At 49.4% G+C, this 17,685-nt stretch carries 21 protein-coding genes; 7 read left to right on the plus strand and 14 right to left on the minus strand.

Annotated elements, in window-relative coordinates; translation table 11 throughout:
- Positions 1-40: 40 nt before the first annotated feature.
- Both WCV72_00905 and WCV72_00910 read left to right on the plus strand, forming a co-directional pair.
- A complete protein-coding gene (locus WCV72_00905) occupies positions 41-466 on the plus strand; it encodes a PrgI family protein (GenBank protein MFA6457933.1) in 426 nt (141 codons plus the stop codon).
- Positions 467-475: 9 nt separating this feature from the next.
- A complete protein-coding gene (locus WCV72_00910) occupies positions 476-1,180 on the plus strand; it encodes a hypothetical protein (GenBank protein ID MFA6457934.1) in 705 nt (234 codons plus the stop codon).
- Here WCV72_00910 and WCV72_00915 read toward each other — a convergent pair.
- The 4 genes from WCV72_00915 to WCV72_00930 all read right to left on the minus strand — a co-directional run bounded on the left by WCV72_00915 (position 1,142) and on the right by WCV72_00930 (position 4,033).
- On the minus strand, positions 1,142-1,711 hold the full coding sequence (locus WCV72_00915) for a Maf family protein (protein MFA6457935.1): 570 nt from the start codon (positions 1,709-1,711) through the stop codon (positions 1,142-1,144). The genes WCV72_00910 and WCV72_00915 overlap by 39 nt on opposite strands.
- Complete coding sequence (locus WCV72_00920) at positions 1,708-2,865, minus strand: cysteine desulfurase family protein (GenBank protein MFA6457936.1); 1,158 nt, start codon at positions 2,863-2,865, stop codon at positions 1,708-1,710. The genes WCV72_00915 and WCV72_00920 overlap by 4 nt, the downstream gene beginning before the upstream one ends.
- A gap of 116 nt (positions 2,866-2,981) precedes the next feature.
- Entirely contained in the window at positions 2,982-3,638 is a 657-nt protein-coding gene (locus WCV72_00925) for an iron-sulfur cluster assembly scaffold protein (protein MFA6457937.1), read from the minus strand.
- Between the two features lie 5 nt (positions 3,639-3,643).
- Complete coding sequence (locus WCV72_00930) at positions 3,644-4,033, minus strand: Rrf2 family transcriptional regulator (GenBank protein MFA6457938.1); 390 nt, start codon at positions 4,031-4,033, stop codon at positions 3,644-3,646.
- Positions 4,034-4,694: 661 nt separating this feature from the next.
- On the opposite strand from WCV72_00930, the gene WCV72_00935 reads away from it, so the two are divergent.
- Positions 4,695-5,279 (plus strand): hypothetical protein, encoded by a 585-nt coding sequence (locus WCV72_00935; GenBank protein MFA6457939.1) that lies wholly within the window; start codon positions 4,695-4,697, stop codon positions 5,277-5,279.
- A 53-nt stretch (positions 5,280-5,332) separates the two neighbouring features.
- Positions 5,333-5,857, plus strand: a complete 525-nt coding sequence (gene rplS, locus WCV72_00940; protein ID MFA6457940.1) for a 50S ribosomal protein L19 — start codon at positions 5,333-5,335, stop codon at positions 5,855-5,857.
- Positions 5,858-5,914: 57 nt separating this feature from the next.
- Here the strand turns inward: rplS and atpG are convergent, their stop codons facing one another.
- The 7 genes from atpG to WCV72_00975 form a co-directional block, all read right to left on the minus strand.
- Positions 5,915-6,787, minus strand: a complete 873-nt coding sequence (atpG, locus tag WCV72_00945) for an ATP synthase F1 subunit gamma (protein ID MFA6457941.1) — start codon at positions 6,785-6,787, stop codon at positions 5,915-5,917.
- A 28-nt stretch (positions 6,788-6,815) separates the two neighbouring features.
- A complete protein-coding gene (gene atpA / locus WCV72_00950) occupies positions 6,816-8,324 on the minus strand; it encodes a F0F1 ATP synthase subunit alpha (protein ID MFA6457942.1) in 1,509 nt (502 codons plus the stop codon).
- Positions 8,325-8,375: 51 nt separating this feature from the next.
- Positions 8,376-8,906, minus strand: a complete 531-nt coding sequence (gene atpH, locus WCV72_00955) for an ATP synthase F1 subunit delta (GenBank protein MFA6457943.1) — start codon at positions 8,904-8,906, stop codon at positions 8,376-8,378.
- Positions 8,903-9,406, minus strand: coding sequence for a F0F1 ATP synthase subunit B (gene atpF, locus WCV72_00960; protein ID MFA6457944.1), 504 nt, complete (start codon positions 9,404-9,406; stop codon positions 8,903-8,905). The genes atpH and atpF overlap by 4 nt, the downstream gene beginning before the upstream one ends.
- Before the next feature lie 195 nt (positions 9,407-9,601).
- Positions 9,602-9,829, minus strand: coding sequence for an ATP synthase F0 subunit C (gene atpE, locus WCV72_00965; protein ID MFA6457945.1), 228 nt, complete (start codon positions 9,827-9,829; stop codon positions 9,602-9,604).
- Between the two features lie 73 nt (positions 9,830-9,902).
- The gene (atpB, locus tag WCV72_00970) at positions 9,903-10,796 is read right to left on the minus strand and encodes a F0F1 ATP synthase subunit A (GenBank protein ID MFA6457946.1); all 894 of its coding nucleotides are present in this window, start codon (positions 10,794-10,796) and stop codon (positions 9,903-9,905) included.
- A 41-nt stretch (positions 10,797-10,837) separates the two neighbouring features.
- A complete protein-coding gene (locus WCV72_00975) occupies positions 10,838-11,089 on the minus strand; it encodes an AtpZ/AtpI family protein (GenBank protein MFA6457947.1) in 252 nt (83 codons plus the stop codon).
- A gap of 278 nt (positions 11,090-11,367) precedes the next feature.
- On the opposite strand from WCV72_00975, the gene WCV72_00980 reads away from it, so the two are divergent.
- Complete coding sequence (locus tag WCV72_00980) at positions 11,368-11,658, plus strand: HU family DNA-binding protein (protein MFA6457948.1); 291 nt, start codon at positions 11,368-11,370, stop codon at positions 11,656-11,658.
- A gap of 367 nt (positions 11,659-12,025) precedes the next feature.
- On the opposite strand, the gene WCV72_00985 is transcribed toward WCV72_00980, so the two are convergent.
- From WCV72_00985 to murA, 3 genes are all read right to left on the minus strand, one after another.
- Positions 12,026-13,717 (minus strand): VanW family protein, encoded by a 1,692-nt coding sequence (locus tag WCV72_00985; protein ID MFA6457949.1) that lies wholly within the window; start codon positions 13,715-13,717, stop codon positions 12,026-12,028.
- A 294-nt stretch (positions 13,718-14,011) separates the two neighbouring features.
- Complete coding sequence (gene mnmA, locus WCV72_00990) at positions 14,012-15,064, minus strand: tRNA 2-thiouridine(34) synthase MnmA (protein ID MFA6457950.1); 1,053 nt, start codon at positions 15,062-15,064, stop codon at positions 14,012-14,014.
- Between the two features lie 6 nt (positions 15,065-15,070).
- Positions 15,071-16,327 carry a UDP-N-acetylglucosamine 1-carboxyvinyltransferase gene (murA, locus tag WCV72_00995; protein ID MFA6457951.1) on the minus strand — a complete coding sequence of 419 codons (1,257 nt, stop codon included), beginning with the start codon at positions 16,325-16,327 and terminating at the stop codon, positions 15,071-15,073.
- Positions 16,328-16,504: 177 nt separating this feature from the next.
- On the opposite strand from murA, the gene WCV72_01000 reads away from it, so the two are divergent.
- Positions 16,505-16,777, plus strand: coding sequence for a hypothetical protein (locus tag WCV72_01000; GenBank protein MFA6457952.1), 273 nt, complete (start codon positions 16,505-16,507; stop codon positions 16,775-16,777).
- Positions 16,778-16,849: 72 nt separating this feature from the next.
- Entirely contained in the window at positions 16,850-17,539 is a 690-nt protein-coding gene (locus WCV72_01005; protein MFA6457953.1) for a hypothetical protein, read from the plus strand.
- The last annotated feature ends 146 nt before the right edge of the window (positions 17,540-17,685 follow it).

Genomic DNA, 17,685 nt, shown 5'->3' on the forward strand with positions numbered 1-17,685 from the left:
TCAGAAAATGTTAAAATAACCCGATAAAAATACCCAAAAATTGCAATTCAAAGTTCCCCAGAACGTGCAAATTGAAGACAAAATTTTGCCTTTCATGACGCTGCGCCAACTCATCATTTGCGGTGTGGGCGGCGGATTGACCTACCTCATTTACCTCGTGCTGGAATTTCAACCTTTCGCGATTTGGGCGCCACCAGTCTTGGTGCTCGGGCTACTGACAGTGGCGATTGCCTTCCTCAAAATTCAGGGCATTCCGTTCGTCCAATTTTTACTCCTGTTGCTTGAGCGTTATCTGAATCCGACGAAACGCGTCTGGACCAAATCTGTGGATGATGTTTTTCCGCAAAAATCTACGACCGCTAAATCGGCGGCTGCCGACAAGAATTCGCCACTAGTTAAGAAAAAATACTCTGCGGAAGAAATCGCGCGGCTCACGCAAGTGCTGGATACCAGCCAAAAAGTTTAATTTTTTTTTATGGATACTGTTCGCCAAAGTACACACAAAGATCCTGCTGGGAGCACGCAGCTCTATCTACGCATTGCTGAAATTCACGACGCCGTTGTTGTTTTGAAAAACGGCGGAATGCGCGCAGTCATCGAAGTCGAAAGTGTGAATGTCAATTTGAAATCGGAGGACGAGCAGACGGCGCTCGCCTTCGCTTACCAAAACTTTCTCAATTCGCTGGAGTTTCCGATTCAGATTGTGGTGCGTTCCAAGAAACTCGACATCTCGAATTATCTTGCGAAATTAAAAGACGCGGGCAAGAAACAAACCAACGAAGCCCTCAAGAGCCAAATTGGGGAGTATTCTGAATATGTGCGCCGACTGGTTGAGTTTGCCGACATTATGGAAAAAAGTTTTTATGTAATCGTGCCTTATAATCCGGCGAGTGCGATTTCGATGAATGTGCTGCAGAATTTTTGGAATTTTGTTCATCCGGCTGATACGAACAGTGCTTTTGAAAAGCGTAAAAAAGAATTTGCGACAATCAACAAAAAGCTTGAACAAAATGTCGAGCAGATTGAGGGTGGTCTCGCTAATTGTGGTCTCAAAACACGCCGTCTTCCGACTGCGGAACTGATTCAACTTTTTTACGGCATCTATAACCCGCTCACTGCGCGCAATGAAAAGGTCGAGAACCTAACGCAATTCGATTTGACCGACGCGCAGGCGGCGTAAAATTTTTCCGATTTCCTGCAGCGGAAAACCGATGACGGTCTCGGCTGCACCATCGATTTTTTGAACGAAATTTTTCGGCAGACTCTGAATCGCGTAACCCGCCGCAAAATTTTCAACCGGATTTTCCGCGACATATTTTTCGATTGCCGCATCTGAAATGTTGGTGAATTCAACCAAACTTTTTGCGTGACCGACGATTTCGCGTTCATCAGTTTTCACGCAAAAGCCGGAAATGACCGCATGTTGTTTGCCTGCGAGCGCGCGCAAAAATTCCGCAGCTTCTCGCTTGTCACGCGGTTTGCCCAAAATTTTTCCAGCCAGCTCGCCGAGCGTGTCGCCGCCGATGGTCACTGAATTTTTTTCAAAAACCGCACGCGCTTTTTCCGTCGCCAAAAATTCGGCGTTTGCCGTCGCGGATTTTTTCCGGTCGAGTCGTTCGTCGATTTCAGGAATTCTAATTTCAAAATCCGCCACTAGTTTGCGCAGCAGCTCGCTGCGCCGTGGGCTCGACGACGCGAGAATGATTTTCATATGCAGAGTGGGGAGAGCACGCGCAGTTCGCGCACGATTTTTTTCAATTCACGGACTGTGCGCTGGAGATCTTTGGCCGTAGTCGTTTTGCCGAGTGAAAAACGGATGCTGCCGTGCAGCCATTCGTGCGGAATTTTGAGCGCGCGTAGGACAGAGCTTGGCTCGAGACTGGCGGAGCTGCAGGCTGAGCCGCTCGACGCGCTGATGCCGACGAAGTCGAGCCGCAGCAAAATACTTTCACCCTCGATGCCAAAAAAAGAAATATTCGCATTGCCCGGCAGGCGATTCACGGCAGAGCCATTCAGCTGTGCTTGTGGAATTTCGCGCAAAACTTGCGCGACGAAATTAGCGCGTAATTTCGTGAGGCGTGCGGCTTCTTTCGCACGAATTTTTTCCGCTAATTTCAATGCCTCTGCCGCGCCGATGATGCCCGCGACATTTTCCGTGCCAGCGCGAATGCCGTTTTCCTGATGACCGCCCGAGATTTGCGGAATCAATTTCACGCCGTTTTTCACGAATAAAATCCCGACGCCTTTCGGTCCATAAAATTTGTGCGCGGAGAGTGAGAGCAGGTCGACCTTGAGATGGCGGACATCGAGCTCGAGTATTCCGCCGGCCTGCACGGCGTCAGTGTGCAGTCGAATTTCCGGTCGATTTTTTTCTAAAAATTTTCCAATTTCACGCACGGGCTGGAGCGTGCCGATTTCGTTATTCGCGAGCATGATCGAGATCAATTTCGTATTTTGGCGCAGTGCTGCCGTGACCGCAGCGACCTCCACAATTCCATTGTGTGCGACGGGAATTTTCGTCAGCTCAATACCGTTTTTCGCCAAAATTTCTGCTGTCCGCAAAACCGCCGGATGTTCGATTTCTGAAATAATTAAATGGTCACCCGGTTTTAAAACACCGCGCAGTGCGAGATTGTCCGACTCGCTGCCGCCACTCGTGAAAATAATTTCGCTTGGCTCGCAGTGCAAAATTTCCGCGACTTCTCGCCGTGCTTTTTCCACCGCATTTTTCGCTGTCTGACCCTGCGCGTGAATCGAGCCGGGATTCCCAAAATTTTCTGCCAAGAACGGCAGCATTTTTTTCAGCACTTCCGGAGCGAGCGGAGTCGTCGCGGCGTGGTCGAGGTAGATGGGTTGTTGAGTCATTGAGTCGTTAAGTCGTTAAGTCGTTAAGTCATTAAGTCACTGGGTTCGGAGGGTGATTGGTTAATTGGTTCGGAGGGTTGTGGGTCATTAGGTTCGGAGGGTCAATTGGTCATTAGTCATTGGTCAGTTGGTTGGGAATTTTTTTGCGGACAACTTTTTTGGCAAAAGCTGCAGCAACTCTTGTCTGAGTTGGCGTCAATTTTTTCCGCAAGCATTTTCGTGATTTTCTCGACGCAGCGACCGCAGCCGGTTCCGGCTTTCGTGCGTTTTTGAAATTCCGCGAAGGTGCGGTCACCGGCGCGCACTGCGAGCTCGAGCTCGCGTTCGCTCACGCCGAGGCACTCACAAATTATTTTTGCTGCTGGTTTTTTCGGTGTGCCTTTTTGTTCCAAATAATTTTCAATCGCCGCACGCAGTGCTTTGTCGCCGAGCACGGAGCAGTGAATTTTATTCGTCGGTAGACCGCCGAGTTTTTTCAAAATATCGTCGGGCGTGATTTTGAGCGCGTCCGTGATTGGCATGCCGCCTTTCGTGAGCACCATTTCCGACAGCATCGAGGTCGAGGCGAGTGCGCTCGCGCAGCCGAAAGTTTTCCAACGCAGGTCGATGATGCGGTCATCTTGCACCTTGATCCACATTTTCATCACATCGCCGCAGGCGGGCGAGCCGACCTCGCCGACACCGTCGGCGGCGAATTTTTCGCCTTCGGCTAAAAAATTCTGCGGATGCAAAAAGTGTTTTTTGACAGTTGCGGAATAGAGCCAGTCGTTCATTGGAATTAAATTAAATCGGTGATTTTAATCTTCGCCAGTTCGGCGTTGAGATTTTTTTGCACTTTCGCGAGACGGAGCACGATTTTACATTTAGCCGCATGCGCACAGCCGGCCGATTTTTTAGCTAGGCAGGCGTGTAGTGTGAGATTGTGCTCGACTGCCGCGAGTACATCTTGGAGTGAAATTTTTTCCGGACTTCGGGCGAGCGTGTAGCCGGAGCGCTGATTCGCAATCACGAGTTTCCCGGCGCGCAATTTCTGAAAAACATTGCGTAAAAAATAGAGCGATAATTTTTCTTCCCGGGCAATCGCGCCGACGCTCGCAGACGAGTGCTCGGCGCTCGCGAGATGGGTGAGCCCGAGGAGCGCGTATTCGGCAGCTTTGGAAAATTGCATCGCCGACAGCTTAACACTAATTTTGTATTAAACAAAGCATGGAGCATGAAACATGAAACATGAAGCATGAAGCACATAGCATGGAGCGGTTAGCTGTTAAGTCATTGGTCATTTAGTTCGGAGGGTCATTGGTCAGTTGGTCAATAAACCGAATTTAGAAACATTGGAACATGGAACACGAAGTATTGAGCGTTGAGCGCGGAGAGAATTTTCGAATTTTCAAGGCTCTAAATTTCCAAGTTTCCGAGGGGTAATTTTCTAATTTTTAAATAAATCTCAATTTCTAATTTTTAAAAATTTGGATTTAGACCTTATTTATAAAATTAAAAATTGTAAAAATTTAAAAATTTGTAGACTCCCGCAAGTTCACGCCGCTAAATCTCCCCAACCCTGCCTACAGGCAGGCCCTCTTTACAAAAGAGGCGCTTTTCAAGCGCTCTCTGTGTTTCATGCTCCATTTCAAGTTCCATGCAAAGGTCTTGCTTTTTGATTTAGCCCGTAATAAAATTATCTCCTTTTTTGTCAACTCGGCTTCGCGGCTTGAAAATGCGAATTCGCGCGACTGACCCAAAAAAGTTTTCCGAAGACTTGCATTCTTGTATAAATCATTTACTCTTTATCTCCCACTCACAATTCATCCAAAAATTTAACCCACCCAAAAATGGAGCTCAAATCTTTCTTCGGTTCTCGCACCCGCGTGAAATTGATGGGACTTTTTTTGATGCACCCCAAAAACGAATTTTTCATTCGTGAGATTACGCGCAAGCTTTCCGAGCAAATTAACTCGGTGCGCCGTGAGCTTAATAATCTCAAAAAGGTGGGGATGCTGCGGACATCTTCGAAAAACCGCAAAAAGTACTATTACATCAACGAAAATTTTGCTTTGCTCGAAGAATTCAAAAACATCTTCGTCAAAGTCGCGAATCCGCAGGATGAAATTATCAAAGCCGTGAGTGCGCTCGGGAAAATCGATTTCCTACTTTTCTCGGGTCAATTTGTCGGCGTGAAGGGCGAGGTCGACATGCTCATCGTCGGCGAGATCGACAAAGAAGGTCTGAAGAAATATCTCGAAGAAGAGCTGGCGGCTGCCAAAATCAAATTTACCGTGATGTCGCGCGCGGATTTCCTTTACCGTCTCGACTGCAAGGACAAATTCGTACTCGACTTGCTGACCAAAGAGGAGAAAAATGTGCCAATCAACAATCTCAAGAAATATATCGATGTTCGGATTAAGGCTCGAAATTAGTTTGCAAAAGCCTCGCTGACTGCTAAAATCACGCGGCTATTTTTCCATTTAATATGAATCAACAATTACTCGCTCATGTCGCTGCCAAGAGTCTGCGTGCCAAAATGCCCGAGCTGGCTGCGGGGATGACTGTGAAGGTCTCACAAAAGATTCGTGAAGGCGAGAAGGAACGCGTCCAAAATTTCGAAGGACTTGTGATCGCGACCAACGGCGGCAAAGGTATCGCTGCGACATTCACTGTCCGCAAAATTTTTGACGGCATCGGTGTCGAGAAAGTTTTCCCATTGCACAGCAAAAATGTCGTCAAAATTGAAATTATCAAAAAAGCCAAAGTCCGCCGCAGCAAGCTTTATTACGCGCGTGATTTGCGCGGTAAAGCAGCGCGCATGACTGAAACTTATGTCAATGAAAATGTTTACGACGAAGAAGCGGACAAAAAAGTCGCAGCGGAATTGAAGAAAAAAGAGGAGGCGGCTGCCGCGAAAGTGGAGGCTGAGAAAGCCGCAGCAGCAGCTCCGCAGGTTGAGTCCGAAGTTCCGGCAGCAGCTGAAGCCGAGCCGAAAAAAGAGCAAGCTTAATTTAACTTTAAGTTAATTCAAAAGAGCCGCTTCGTTTGAGCGGCTTTTTTCGTGTACTCAGCCTTCGGCGAGCGCGTCTGCGCCGCCGATGATTTCCAAAATCTCGGTCGTGATCGAAGCCTGGCGCGCTTTATTCATTTCGAGCGTGAGCGTGTCAATCAATTCGCCGGCATTTTCACTCGCTGATTTCATCGCGACCATGCGTGCGGATTGTTCACTCGCATTGGATTCGAGGAGCGCCTGATAGACGATGGTCTCGAGGAAGCGCGGAAGCAAGCGCTCGAAAACTGCTGTGCCGCTCGGCTCAAAAACATATTCAATCTGCGCCGCCACTTTCGTTTCCGCGTCAGCCACCGGAGGAGTGAAGGGCAGCAAAGTTCGCTCCACGATGCGCTGCTGCATCGTATTCACGAAATGGTTGTAGACGAGGCGCACTTCGTCGAATTCGCCATCCAGGAATCCTTGCACGACGAGTCGTGTAATCGGGGCGGTTTTCACGAATTCGGGTTTGTCTGACAGTCCTTCGAATTCCGCGACGACACTCCCGCCGACATGTTTGAAAAATTGCAGACCTTTGCGTCCGACGCAGAGAACCGCTTTTTCCTCAGTCTCGCCGAGTTGTTTTGTGTTGAGGTAGCGGATGATATTCGAATTAAACGCGCCGCAGAGTCCGCGGTCACCCGTGAAAAGCAGGAAAAGAATTTTCTTCGGATTCTCACGGCGCAAAAAATAAGGGTGCTCGAGATTGCCTTTCGAGCGCGCGACGAGTCCTTCGATCAGGCGTGCGAGTTCGTCGGCGTACGGTCGTCCGGCGAGCGCGGCGTCTTGCGCCTTTTTCATTTTGGACGCAGAAACCATCTCCATCGCCCGCGTGATTTTTTGCGTGGAATTAATTGATTTCAGACGGCGGCGGAGGTCGAGCAAACTCATTTAGTGCCTAGTTTTTAGCTATTAGAAATTATTCAGTCCAGCCTTTTTTGAAATCTTCAATCGCGGCGCGCAAATCTTTCTCGGTCTGTTCCTCGATTTTGCCGCTCGTGGCGATTTCCTTTTCGATTTTCGCGTAATTGGTTTGCATGAACTCGCCGAAATCTTTTTCGAATTTCGAAATTTTTTCGACGGGCACTTCGTCGAGATAGCCCGCATTGGTCGCGAAAATAATTTCAATCTGGTTCACGACGGAGAGCGGGGAATACTGACCTTGTTTCAAAATTTCGACGATACGACGACCGCGTTCGATTTGTCTCTTCGTCGCGGCATCGAGATCGGAGCCGATCTGGGAAAACGCTTCCAGCTCACGGAATTGCGCGAGCGAGAGACGCAGATTGCCCGAAACCTTTTTCATCGCTTTCGTCTGGGCGGCGCCACCGACGCGGCTGACCGAGAGACCGGCATTGACGGCTGGGCGAATGCCTTTGTAAAAAAGATCCGATTCGAGGTAAATCTGACCGTCCGTAATCGAAATCACATTCGTCGGAATATACGCTGAAACATCGTTTGCTTGGGTCTCGATGATTGGCAGAGCCGTGATCGAGCCACCACCGAGTTTGTCGCTCAGGCGCACCGCGCGTTCGAGCAGGCGGGAATGCAGATAAAAAATATCTCCCGGATAAGCTTCGCGTCCCGGCGGGCGGCGCAGGAGCAGAGAAATTTGGCGGTAAGCTGCGGCGTGCTTCGAGAGATCATCGTAAACAATCAAAACATCTTTGCCCGCATTCATAAATTCTTCCGCCATCGTGACGCCGGCGAATGGTGCGAGAAATTGCTGGGCAGCCGGATCACTCGCATTCGCGGCGACGACAGTCGTGTAATTCATCGCGCCAAATTCATCTAATTTCGCGACAATCTTCGCGACGGTCGAAGCTTTTTGACCGATGGCGACATAGAAACACAAACAATTTTTACCTTTCTGATTGATAATCGTGTCGATGGCAATCGCGGTTTTGCCAGTTTGGCGGTCGCCGATGATGAGCTCGCGTTGACCGCGTCCGACTGGAATCATCGAGTCAATCGCTTTGATGCCAGTCTGCAGTGGCGTATCGACTCCTTGGCGCTCAATAATGCCAGGCGCTTTCACTTCGACGAGGCGGGTTTTCTTCGTCGCGATTTTGCCTTTGCCGTCGATTGGCAGACCGAGCGTATTCACGACGCGTCCGATCAGTGCTTCGCCGACGGGGACCTCCATAATTTTCCCAGTCGTTTTCACTTCGTCGCCTTCCTTCAATTCTGGATTTTCTTCGAGCAACATCACACCGACGGTGTCTTCTTCGAGGTTCAGCACGACGCCGGTTTTGCCGCCGGGGAATTCCAAAATTTCCGCCATCGCCGCGCCGGATAGTCCGCTCACTTTCGTGATGCCGTCGCCGACTTCGATGACGGTGCCGAGATTGGATTTCTCAGTTGTCGCTTTAAAATCCTTAATTTGCTGAGCGAGAGCAGATGAGATTTCTGAGGCGGAGAGTTTCATTGTATTAAGGATTAAGTTTGTAAGAAGTAAGGACTAAGAACTAAGAAGTATTTAGTTCAGAGCTTTTTGCAGTCGGCTCAGTTTCCCTGTGAGCGAGAGATCGATGAGCTCGTCGCCGAGGAGGATTTTCACGCCGCCCAGGATTTGGGCATTCACGCGCGGTTCGACCGCGATTTCGCGTCCGGTCATTTTGCGCAGTGCGGCGGCGAGTCCGCGCAGTTCTTTTTCGTCGAGGACGCGCGCGCTTTCGATGAGCGCCGTCGCGACGCCGCCCGATTCATTTAGCACGGCACGGAAGCTCTCAGCGATGCCAGCGATTTCAGACATGCGCCCATGATGGACGACGAGTTTCAAAAAATTTTCAAACTTTTCGCCGGCTTTGCCGAAAACCTTAGTAACAACTTTTTCTTTTTCCACTGTCGCGATGCGGGAATTCGCGAAGAAATTCTGGGCCGTTTTTTCACTCAAAACTTCCGCCGCGAGATCGAGATTCTCAGCAGTTTCTTTCAATTCTGCGACCGAAACTTTCTCGCCGAGCGCGAGCGCCAGTGCGCGGGCGTAACGGAGAGAAGTTTTGCTCATTTGAGGGTGGAGATTTCGGTAATCGCATCGGCGACGAATTTCGACTGGTCTTTCGCATCAATCGTGCGCTGCAAAAGTTTCTCGGTGGCGAGGATTACGATTTTTGCGACTTCATTTTGAATCTGACGCGCGGCGTCGTCGCGTTCTTTCGCGATGACGGCACGACCTTCCTCGACGATTTTGCCGACTTTCGACTTGGCGGTCTCGACCAATTCATTCGCCTGAGTAGTGGCGGCTTCTTTCGAGGCGGCGATGATCTCACTCGCTTTTTGCTGCGCTTTTTTGAATTCCTTTTGCGTGAGTTCTTCGACGCGCGCGAGCTTATCTTCGACGAGTTGCGCGTGTTCTTCGGCTTTGGCGATGCGCTCCTTGCGCTCGTCAAGTAATTTCAAAACCGGCTTGTAAACCAAAAATGTGAGAATCGCGAGGAGAACAAAAAAATTCACCGCCTGCGCGAGCATCACTGCCGGATCGATTCCGAGGCTCGAAAGAATTTCCATAATAATGATTTAAACGTTCGAAATGCTCTAATTGTTCTAGATGTTCGATTGTCCGCTGCGGCGGACTTGTTCTAGTTGTTCGAAATGTTCTAAGTGTTCAATCACTCGCTGCGCTCGTTTGTTCTAAATGTCGCATAAATCACACATTTAGAACAATTCGAACAAACGCAGTGATCGAACATCTCGAGCAGGAGACTAGACGAATTTCAAAATGAGCGCGACGACGAGCGCGTAAATCGCGACCGCTTCGGCAAACGCAATCGCGAGAATCATCGCAGCTTGCACTTTACCGGCAGCTTCTGGATTGCGACCGATGGCTTCGACACCTTTCGAGCCGATCATTCCGATGGCGAGTGAAGGCATGACCGCGCCGATGGCGATCGTTCCAGCGACCGAGAGAAGTTTGATGGTTTCGGTATCCATTTTGAGGGGGTTAAAAATTAATTCCGTGAGATTTTAGCGAAACGCGCGCGCGAGGCAAGTATTCTGAATAATTTTAGTGTGCTGCACTCGCCATTTTGAAGAAAACCAAAGTTAAAACTGAAAAAACGAGGGCTTGAATCAGTCCGACGAAAATCTCCAAACCGTAAAATGGCATTGGCACGACGAAAGGTGCGAGCGAGATAATGACCGCAAGCAGCACTTCGCCAGCGAAGATATTGCCGAAGAGTCGAAATGAAAAGGAAATCATTTTCGAAAATTCCGAGACGATTTCCAGGATGCCGACGAAGAAGTGTATCGGATTCGAAAAGTTAAAAAACTTTTTGAAATAACCGCCGCCGAGTGAGGCGATGCCCATCACTTGGACGAGGATGACCGCGACGAAGGCGAGGGCGAGCGTGAAGCTGAGGTCAGCTGTGCCTGCGCGAAAAATCGGTACGAAGACAGCATGGTGCTCGGCAGATTCAGCGTGTGCTCCTTCCTCCACGGTTTCGTTTTCAGCGATTACTTCAGTGCTCTCAGAGAGGCTGACCACATCGGGCGCGACCAAGCTTTCGCCGCTAAGCTCTTCATTTTGGGCGAGTGGTGCTTCAGGGATTGCCGATTCTTCCGTAGTTTTTTCTTCTTCGAAGAAACCAATCGAACCGACGCCGGGTAGCAGTCCGGCCCAATTATTCAAAAGCACGAAGAGGAAAATAGTGAAGACAATCGGGAAAAACTGACGCGCTTGTTTGAAATTATTCGTCACACTCTCAGCGAGATCGTGAAAACTCTCAATCGCCAGCTCAATGACATTTTGTACGCCGGCGGGACTGCGCTTCAAGCGCGCGCGAAAAACCACAGCGAAAATTCCGACCAAGACGAGGACGACCCAAGTCGTGAGCAGCGAATTCGTGACCGGCAGTGGGCCGAGGTCGAAGATTTTTTCGGCAGTGAGAGAAACATGCATTTTAGTTGGTAGTTTGTAGCCCCGAAGGGGTCCCTTTGGGATTAATAGTTTTTAGTCGTTTTTTTATCGTCCCGCGCGATAGCTTGCAAAGGCTGCACAATTTTCCATACAAGCAGGATTGAAGAGATGAATCCGAGAGCGAGCCCAATCCAGAAAAAAAATTTCGTCCCGTATTTTTCATCGAGCCAATGGCCACCGAAGACGCACAAGATCGTGGTCGTCGCGACGGAGAAGCCGAGCTGTAGACTCATTCCTACGACTACTTTCAGCGGCAGCATTTCAGATTTAGCCATGCGAAGCGCGAGGAGTTTAGTTTCGAAAATTCTAACGGTCAACATTTTTCTTCACATAAAAGACTGCAAAAATAGCTTTTTTAAAATCACAAAATTTTATCGTCAAGCGAAAATACTATTTTTAAGGCACTTCGTTAAACGCCTTTAAAAAGCCCTATTTTTTCAGATTGAACAAATTTTGAATTCAGGAAAATGCTTTCGAGCTCAGCCTTTTCACGGCTGGGCGTTGCCGTGCGCAAAAAAGAGTTTTAGGATTTTGCCAATTTAACCCCTATCAAATGGCTACCAAAGCCCTCACTCAGGCGCAGGTCATTGCGCTCGTCGCAGAAAAAGCGGGAATCTCCAAAAAGGAAGGTAAAGTCGTCCTCGAGACACTTCAGGCTGCTCTCGTCAAAAACGATAAAGTTGCCACTCCATTTGGAATCTTCTCGAAAAAGGTCAAACCGGCTCGCCCGGCTCGCAAAGGCACCAACCCTTTCACCGGAGAGGAAATGATGTTCAAAGCGAAACCGAAACAGACAGTCCTCAAATATCGTCCGAACAAAGCGACGAAAGACGCGCTTAACTAAAAATAGTTTTTCAATCAAATTAAAAGCCCTGCCATTCCCTTGGGATTCCGGTGGGGCTTTTTTGTGAGTAATTTCCAATTACGCGAATCTCGAAATTAATCTTCGGTTTGAGTTGCGCAAAATTTTCAAATTTTCAAGTCTCGTAATTTTTAATTTTTTTATCCATGTTATTTTTAACCCCGGAATTAATTCCGGGGTTAGGAGTGCTGGCGCTGGAAATTCCAGTGTTTTGATTTTTGAGCTTTGAGCCTTGATGCACACCTGTCGTTAACCCACCACTTAAGTGGTGGGTTAACTCTGAGTTGGGACTTAAGTTTTATTTGAAAATTCCCTGTTCCCAAGTTACGAGATTTGGGTTGTCTGGGTTTTAATGTTTGGGCATGATTTTGTAGCTCGCACTGTATTTCTCATTGATTGTCGTCTCACCATTTTTCGCGACTTCGCGCGTCCAAAACATGCGCAGTCCGGCGAGGCGCAGATTCGTCACTGGATCGCCATTCGGATAAAAAGGTCCGGCGAGCTTCACGGCGCGACCATCACTCGTGCCGAAAAAATTCACGCGCAGGCTGGTGCCGTCGATGGCAGTTTGTATCAGGATTGGTGCGCCGGTGTCATTCAAAAATTTCAAATCGGCGGAGCCGGGATAAATCGTCGCGTCGAGCCCGGGTGGATCGTAGTAGCTCACTTTCATCGAGTGCGGTTTTTGGTCGGTGATTGGCACGCCGGCAGACAACGCCGTGCGGAAAAAAGTCGTCGAAACCTGACAGACTCCGCCGCCGACTTCCGGAATGATGTCGCCTTCTTTGATGACGAGCTCTTGGCGGTAGCCATTCGCGAGCGTCACCGGACCGAGTGCACCGACGAAAGAAAACTCTGCGCCCGGCTCGATAATTTTGCCGTTCAGCCGTCCGGCGGCGACGCGGATATTGTGCTGGCGATTCGTCGGCGAGCCGGCGTAATTCGTCACATCTTCACCGATGAGCTCGCGGATGCCGACATTTTTCAAATCTTCCGCGACTTTCACCGGCGCAGGCAAAACCCGAAACGGAATTAGGAGCTCGCGCTGGCCGTCGGCGATCGCTGCCAAAAGCTCTGTAAATAAAGCGTCACCGTCGATAGCGCGACCATTTTGCGCGATGCCGTCGAAAGCGACTGCGCCGTCGAGATTGCGCGTGATGGTGACATCGCGCGGCAACTCGCCGAGCAAAGGATTAAGCTCGTCTGTGATGAATTTGGTCACGAGTTCTTTCTTCAAAAAAATACTGTCGCTGTCGAAACCAAACCACGCGATGCGGTCGGCGAGATTGAGCTCGAAGCGCTCGTATTCGGTTTTTTTCAAAACCATTTTTTCACTGACAATTTTAGTGAGGCGCTCGCGAAAGGGCTCGAGTTCGCTTGCGAAAACTTTTGGCTCGATTGGCTCGTTCGCAATCACGACTTTCGCGCTCGAAAATTTCCCGGCGTTTTTTTGCACTGCGTCCACGATCTTGGTGAAATCTGTTTTGCGCCCACTTTTTTCCGGCAAAATCTCGAGTGTGCCAGTAGCATTCAAAAAAACTCGCGCGTCGGTCGCGCTGTATTCGAGCTCCGGGAAGTGCGTGAGCAAAACGCGGCGCAGCCTTTTGGCATTCAGACTCGTCGGTAGCGCGACTTCGCTGAAATTAAAAATCTCATTTTTCAAAACACCGACCTGCGTCGCGACGGAGAATCTCAAATCAAATTCCGCCGGTAAAATTTCGGCTGTCTGACCGGTAAATTCGAAAACGAGCGGTCGCAGTGTGTAATTTCCTGCGCGTGTTTCGAGCTCGCTGATGGCCTCGTCCGCCGTGACGAGCGAATACTCCGCGTCTGCGATGCGAATCCCGAAAGGCAGGCGCTCGACGAATTGATTGCGCACGGTGAAATAACCGACTTCCAGAAGGAGAAAAATGCCAAAAATCGCAAAGAACGGGAGAAAATTCTGAATTTCCCGTTTTTTGCTTGGACGCATTTTCTTCAGCAGTTTTTTCAACGAATAAACTTTGTACTCAGTAATTTTAGCAAATTTCTTCGCTGTCATTTTTTAGCTTTTTAATTTTTGTCTGAATCACTCTCATCAGAGTTAACCCCCGAGATATCTCGGGGGTTAACGGCTTCTATGGAAAATTTTCGCCAGATCTTTTTTGGCAACTGGTTTCGCTTTGAATTGCAGCGAAGTTTCAATTACAAAATCCTCCCTAACCCTGCCTACCGGCAGGCAGGCCTCCTTTGCGAAAGGAGGGAATTACAAAAGAGCAGTTTTAAAAGCCCCCCTTTGTAAAGAGGGGTTGGGGAGATTTTTATAGCTTAAATTTTGAAATTATTTGTAAATTTTTTAGCAAATCTCGCCGCCGCCGAGGCAAACATTTCCGCGGAAGAAGGCGACGGTCTGACCGGGCGTGATGGCGCGCACCGGTTCGTCGAATTCGAAAATTGCCCGTGTTTTTAGCAGCGTGATGCGGCCGGGTTCGGCGGGCGCACGATAACGAATTTGTGCGAGAATTTTCGCGCCATTTTTCGGTGGTGCGCCGACCCAGCTCAATTTTTTCGCGGTTAATTTTCGCGCAAAAAGTTCGCGGTCGGGGGCGACGATGAGTTCATTTTTCGCAAAATCAAAACCCGCGACGAAAAACGGCTCGGGCATACCGCCGAGCTCGACGCCGCGGCGTTGACCGAGCGTGTAAAGCGGTAGTCCATGATGTTCGCCGACGCTTGTGCCGTCGGTCGTCCGGATTTTGCCTGGACGAAAAATTTTCTTCGGCAGATTTTGCTGCAAAAAATCGCTGACTTCCATGCCTTCCAGGAAGCAGATTCCGGCGCTTTCCTTCTTCTCCGCAAAATTGCGGAAGCCTATTTTTACAGCCATTTTCTTGACTTCAGTTTTCTTCAAATTGCCGAGCGGGAAAATCACTTGCTTTAATTTTTCTTCCGTCAGGCGACAGAGGAAGTACGACTGGTCTTTCGTCGCGTCGCGACCGCGCAAAAGTTTATTTTTTTCAATGCGCGCGTAGTGTCCGGTCGCCAACTTCTCACAGCCGAGTTCGCGCATTTTGGTCATTAATTTTCCAAATTTAATTTGGGGATTGCAGACGACGCAGGGATTTGGCGTGCGATTTCGCGCATAATTGCGCAGGAAATCGGCGACGACTTGCTGCTCGAATTCAGCCCGAAAATTCAAAACATAGAAGGGGATTGCGAGCTTCGCGGCGACTTCGCGCGCGGCGGCGACGGAATTTGCTTGGTTTGGGTTAACCCCCGAGTTAACTCGGGGGTTAACTTTACTAAAAAGATCGAGATGGACGGCAATCAGCTCGTGTCCCGCTTTTTGCAAAAGCGCGGCTGAGACGGCCGAGTCCACTCCTCCCGAGATGGCGAGCAGGATTTTCATTGCAAATTATTCGACACGCTCAATCGCTGCGCCGAGATTCTGCAATTTCTCGGCAAAATTTTCGTAGCCGCGGTCGATGTATTCCACATTCGTAATCTCCGAAATGCCTTTCGCGGAGAGTGCGGCGAGGACCATCGCTGCACCGGCGCGCAGGTCGCAGCTCGCGATTTTCGCGCCACGCAATTTGTCACCGCCGAAGACGACGGCTTGGTGCGGATTGAAAACCTCGACGCGCGCGCCCATTTTTTCCAGCTCAAAAAGATAATTCAGCCGACCCTCGAAGAGCGTTTCAAAAATTCTCGACTTGCCTTGCGCCTGAGTCAAGAGCACGCCGAAGGGCGCCTGCAAATCAGTCGGAAAGCCTGGAAAAACAGCCGTTTTGATCTCGATTGGATTAAATTTCTTAGTCGGTTTGATTTCCAAAAAATTTGGTCCGACAAAAAAATTCGCGCCAACTTCCTGGAGCTTCTGGAAAAAGGAATCGAGCTGTTTCGGTACGACGCTTTCGATCCTGACATGTCCGCCAGTCAGCAGCCCGGCGAGCGCGAAAGTGCCCGCTTCGAGATAATCCGGAGTCACGGTATGTGTCGCGCTGCCTAGCTTCGGCGTACCCGAGATTTTCAAAGTGTGGCTGCCGACGCCCGTGATTTTCACGCCCAATTTTTTCAAAAATTCGCAGACATCGACGACATGCGGCTCGTAGGCCGCCATGCGAATTTTCGTTTCTTCGGGTGAAAGCGCGGCTGCCATCAAGGCATTTTCCGTCGCCGTCACGGACATTTCCGGCAGATTGAACGCGGTGGGTTTAATCCCATTTTTCGCTTCGAATTTCAAAACATTGTCCGTCGAACTATTACGACAGCCCAGTTTTTCGAGCGCGAAAGCGTGGGCGTGGATCGAGCGTTTGCCGATGACGCAGCCGCCCGGGAAAGCGATTTCCGCCTTGCCGGCGCGCGCGAGGAGCGGACCGAGCAGCAAGATCGAAGCGCGCATTTTGCCGGCGAATTCCGCCGGAATTTTCGTAGTTTTAATTTTCGCCGTCTGAATTGTCACGACATTTTTCGCAAACGAAAATTTCGCACCGAGAATTGTCAAAATCTCGAGCATGAGGCGCACATCCGCGACATCAGGAATATTGCGTAAGACGCATTCCTGCTCGGTCAAAAGTGTCGCCGCCAGCAGCGGCAGCGCCGCATTTTTCGAGCCGGAAACTTTCACGACGCCAGACAAGGGCTGACCGCCGCGAATGATAAATTTACTCACCTTTACAGGATACAGGATTAAGGAGTAAGAATTAAGGATTAAGGAGTAAGGAGTAAGTTTGCAAGGACTAAGGATTAAGGATTAAGAGTTGATCTTAGTCCTTAAGAAATTTAGGGAAAAGATTTGCTTTTTGGCGCAAATTTAAATAAATTGAGGTCTTCTAATAGTTATTTCAAAATGGTAAACAGAAATGTACTTGCGGAAATTCCGCACGCTGCCGCTAATGATGATGTGTCTCGAGAGCTTGATTTGCGGATTCAGGTTGGTGAGAAGACGATTTCGAAAGTTATCGAGGCAAGGGATAATTTAGCAGCAGTTTTAAGTCCAGCAGCAGCAAAAGATGGGCGTACAGAGATGCCTGATTTTTTGCAGTTTTACAATGCTGAATCGGGTGAGTTCGATCCAAATCCATTTGATATGATTGGCGGTTATGATTGTGACAGGGGCTGACGAATAAGCGTTGATTTCCGCGCCCATTTTTGCTAGAATTAGCAAAACAACTCCAAAATTAAACCAAAAAAAATGAGCAACCTTTCCAAAATTGCCCTGATCAAAGAGATGATCGATTCAGCCGAAGCGAGTCTTCGCGGTGCGAAGCAGCTGCTTTCGGAATTCACCGGCGAGGGTGGCGGCGCGCAGATCCGTTCCAATTTCGCGCGCGCAGCGAGCAAGCTCGACACTTCATACGACGAAGGCGGCAAAATTATTGAAGGTATTTTCGACGGCAAGTCGATGATTGGTCCGGACAAACGCGAATATCCGATTCCGGCGAATTACGCCTCCAAATCCAAACTCGTTCCGGGTGATGTGATGAAGCTGACAGTCGCGCCGGACGGCGGATTTACCTACAAACAAATCGGGCCGGTCGAACGCAAACGCGTCGTCGGACCGCTCACCTCAGAAGACGGACAGTACAAAGTCATCGCGGCTGGTCGGGCTTACAAAGTTTTGTTGGCTTCAATCACTTTTTACCGCGCTGAACCGGGCGACGAAGTTGTCCTGCTCGTGCCGGCATCAGGCGAGTCTGAATGGGGCGCGATCGACAATGTGATCCCGCGCTTGCAGGCTGAGGTCGAAGCCGAGGAAAAAATCATTTCTGAATCGAAAAAAGCTGCGAATGCGATTAGCTTCGAAGACGACGACGATTCATTCACGATTTCCGAGGAAAAGCCGAAAAAACGCGCTCCGCGCAAGAAAAAGGAGGAAGACTGAGGCTTGAGTCTTTGAGTCGCTAAGTCTTTGAGTCATTGGGTTCGGAGGGTGAAGGTCATTTAATATTTAAAATTGAAAATTTGAAAGTAATCGATTATTGGTTTGGAGGGTCATTGGTCATTTGGTTCGGAGGGTCGTTAAGTCAT

It is taken from the genome of Patescibacteria group bacterium (assembly GCA_041665585.1).
Classification (GTDB): Bacteria; Patescibacteriota; Gracilibacteria; order JAHISY01; family JAHISY01; genus JAHISY01.

Bases quoted from the DNA above. Each gene is read 5' to 3' on its own strand.
- atpG (MFA6457941.1), bottom strand. From the start codon at position 6,787: ATGAGTTTGCTCGACCTCCGCCGCCGTCTGAAATCAATTAATTCCACG.
- WCV72_00935 (MFA6457939.1), top strand. From the start codon at position 4,695: ATGGAGCTCAAATCTTTCTTCGGTTCTCGCACCCGCGTGAAATTGATG.
- WCV72_00915 (MFA6457935.1), bottom strand. From the start codon at position 1,711: ATGAAAATCATTCTCGCGTCGTCGAGCCCACGGCGCAGCGAGCTGCTG.
- atpB (MFA6457946.1), bottom strand. From the start codon at position 10,796: ATGCATGTTTCTCTCACTGCCGAAAAAATCTTCGACCTCGGCCCACTG.
- mnmA (MFA6457950.1), bottom strand. From the start codon at position 15,064: ATGAAAATCCTGCTCGCCATCTCGGGAGGAGTGGACTCGGCCGTCTCA.
- atpA (MFA6457942.1), bottom strand. From the start codon at position 8,324: ATGAAACTCTCCGCCTCAGAAATCTCATCTGCTCTCGCTCAGCAAATT.
- atpE (MFA6457945.1), bottom strand. From the start codon at position 9,829: ATGGATACCGAAACCATCAAACTTCTCTCGGTCGCTGGAACGATCGCC.
- WCV72_00920 (MFA6457936.1), bottom strand. From the start codon at position 2,865: ATGACTCAACAACCCATCTACCTCGACCACGCCGCGACGACTCCGCTC.
- WCV72_00930 (MFA6457938.1), bottom strand. From the start codon at position 4,033: ATGCAATTTTCCAAAGCTGCCGAATACGCGCTCCTCGGGCTCACCCAT.
- WCV72_01005 (MFA6457953.1), top strand. From the start codon at position 16,850: ATGAGCAACCTTTCCAAAATTGCCCTGATCAAAGAGATGATCGATTCA.
- atpH (MFA6457943.1), bottom strand. From the start codon at position 8,906: ATGAGCAAAACTTCTCTCCGTTACGCCCGCGCACTGGCGCTCGCGCTC.
- WCV72_00910 (MFA6457934.1), top strand. From the start codon at position 476: ATGGATACTGTTCGCCAAAGTACACACAAAGATCCTGCTGGGAGCACG.
- WCV72_00980 (MFA6457948.1), top strand. From the start codon at position 11,368: ATGGCTACCAAAGCCCTCACTCAGGCGCAGGTCATTGCGCTCGTCGCA.
- WCV72_00985 (MFA6457949.1), bottom strand. From the start codon at position 13,717: ATGACAGCGAAGAAATTTGCTAAAATTACTGAGTACAAAGTTTATTCG.
- atpF (MFA6457944.1), bottom strand. From the start codon at position 9,406: ATGGAAATTCTTTCGAGCCTCGGAATCGATCCGGCAGTGATGCTCGCG.
- WCV72_00975 (MFA6457947.1), bottom strand. From the start codon at position 11,089: ATGGCTAAATCTGAAATGCTGCCGCTGAAAGTAGTCGTAGGAATGAGT.
- rplS (MFA6457940.1), top strand. From the start codon at position 5,333: ATGAATCAACAATTACTCGCTCATGTCGCTGCCAAGAGTCTGCGTGCC.
- WCV72_00925 (MFA6457937.1), bottom strand. From the start codon at position 3,638: ATGAACGACTGGCTCTATTCCGCAACTGTCAAAAAACACTTTTTGCAT.
- WCV72_01000 (MFA6457952.1), top strand. From the start codon at position 16,505: ATGGTAAACAGAAATGTACTTGCGGAAATTCCGCACGCTGCCGCTAAT.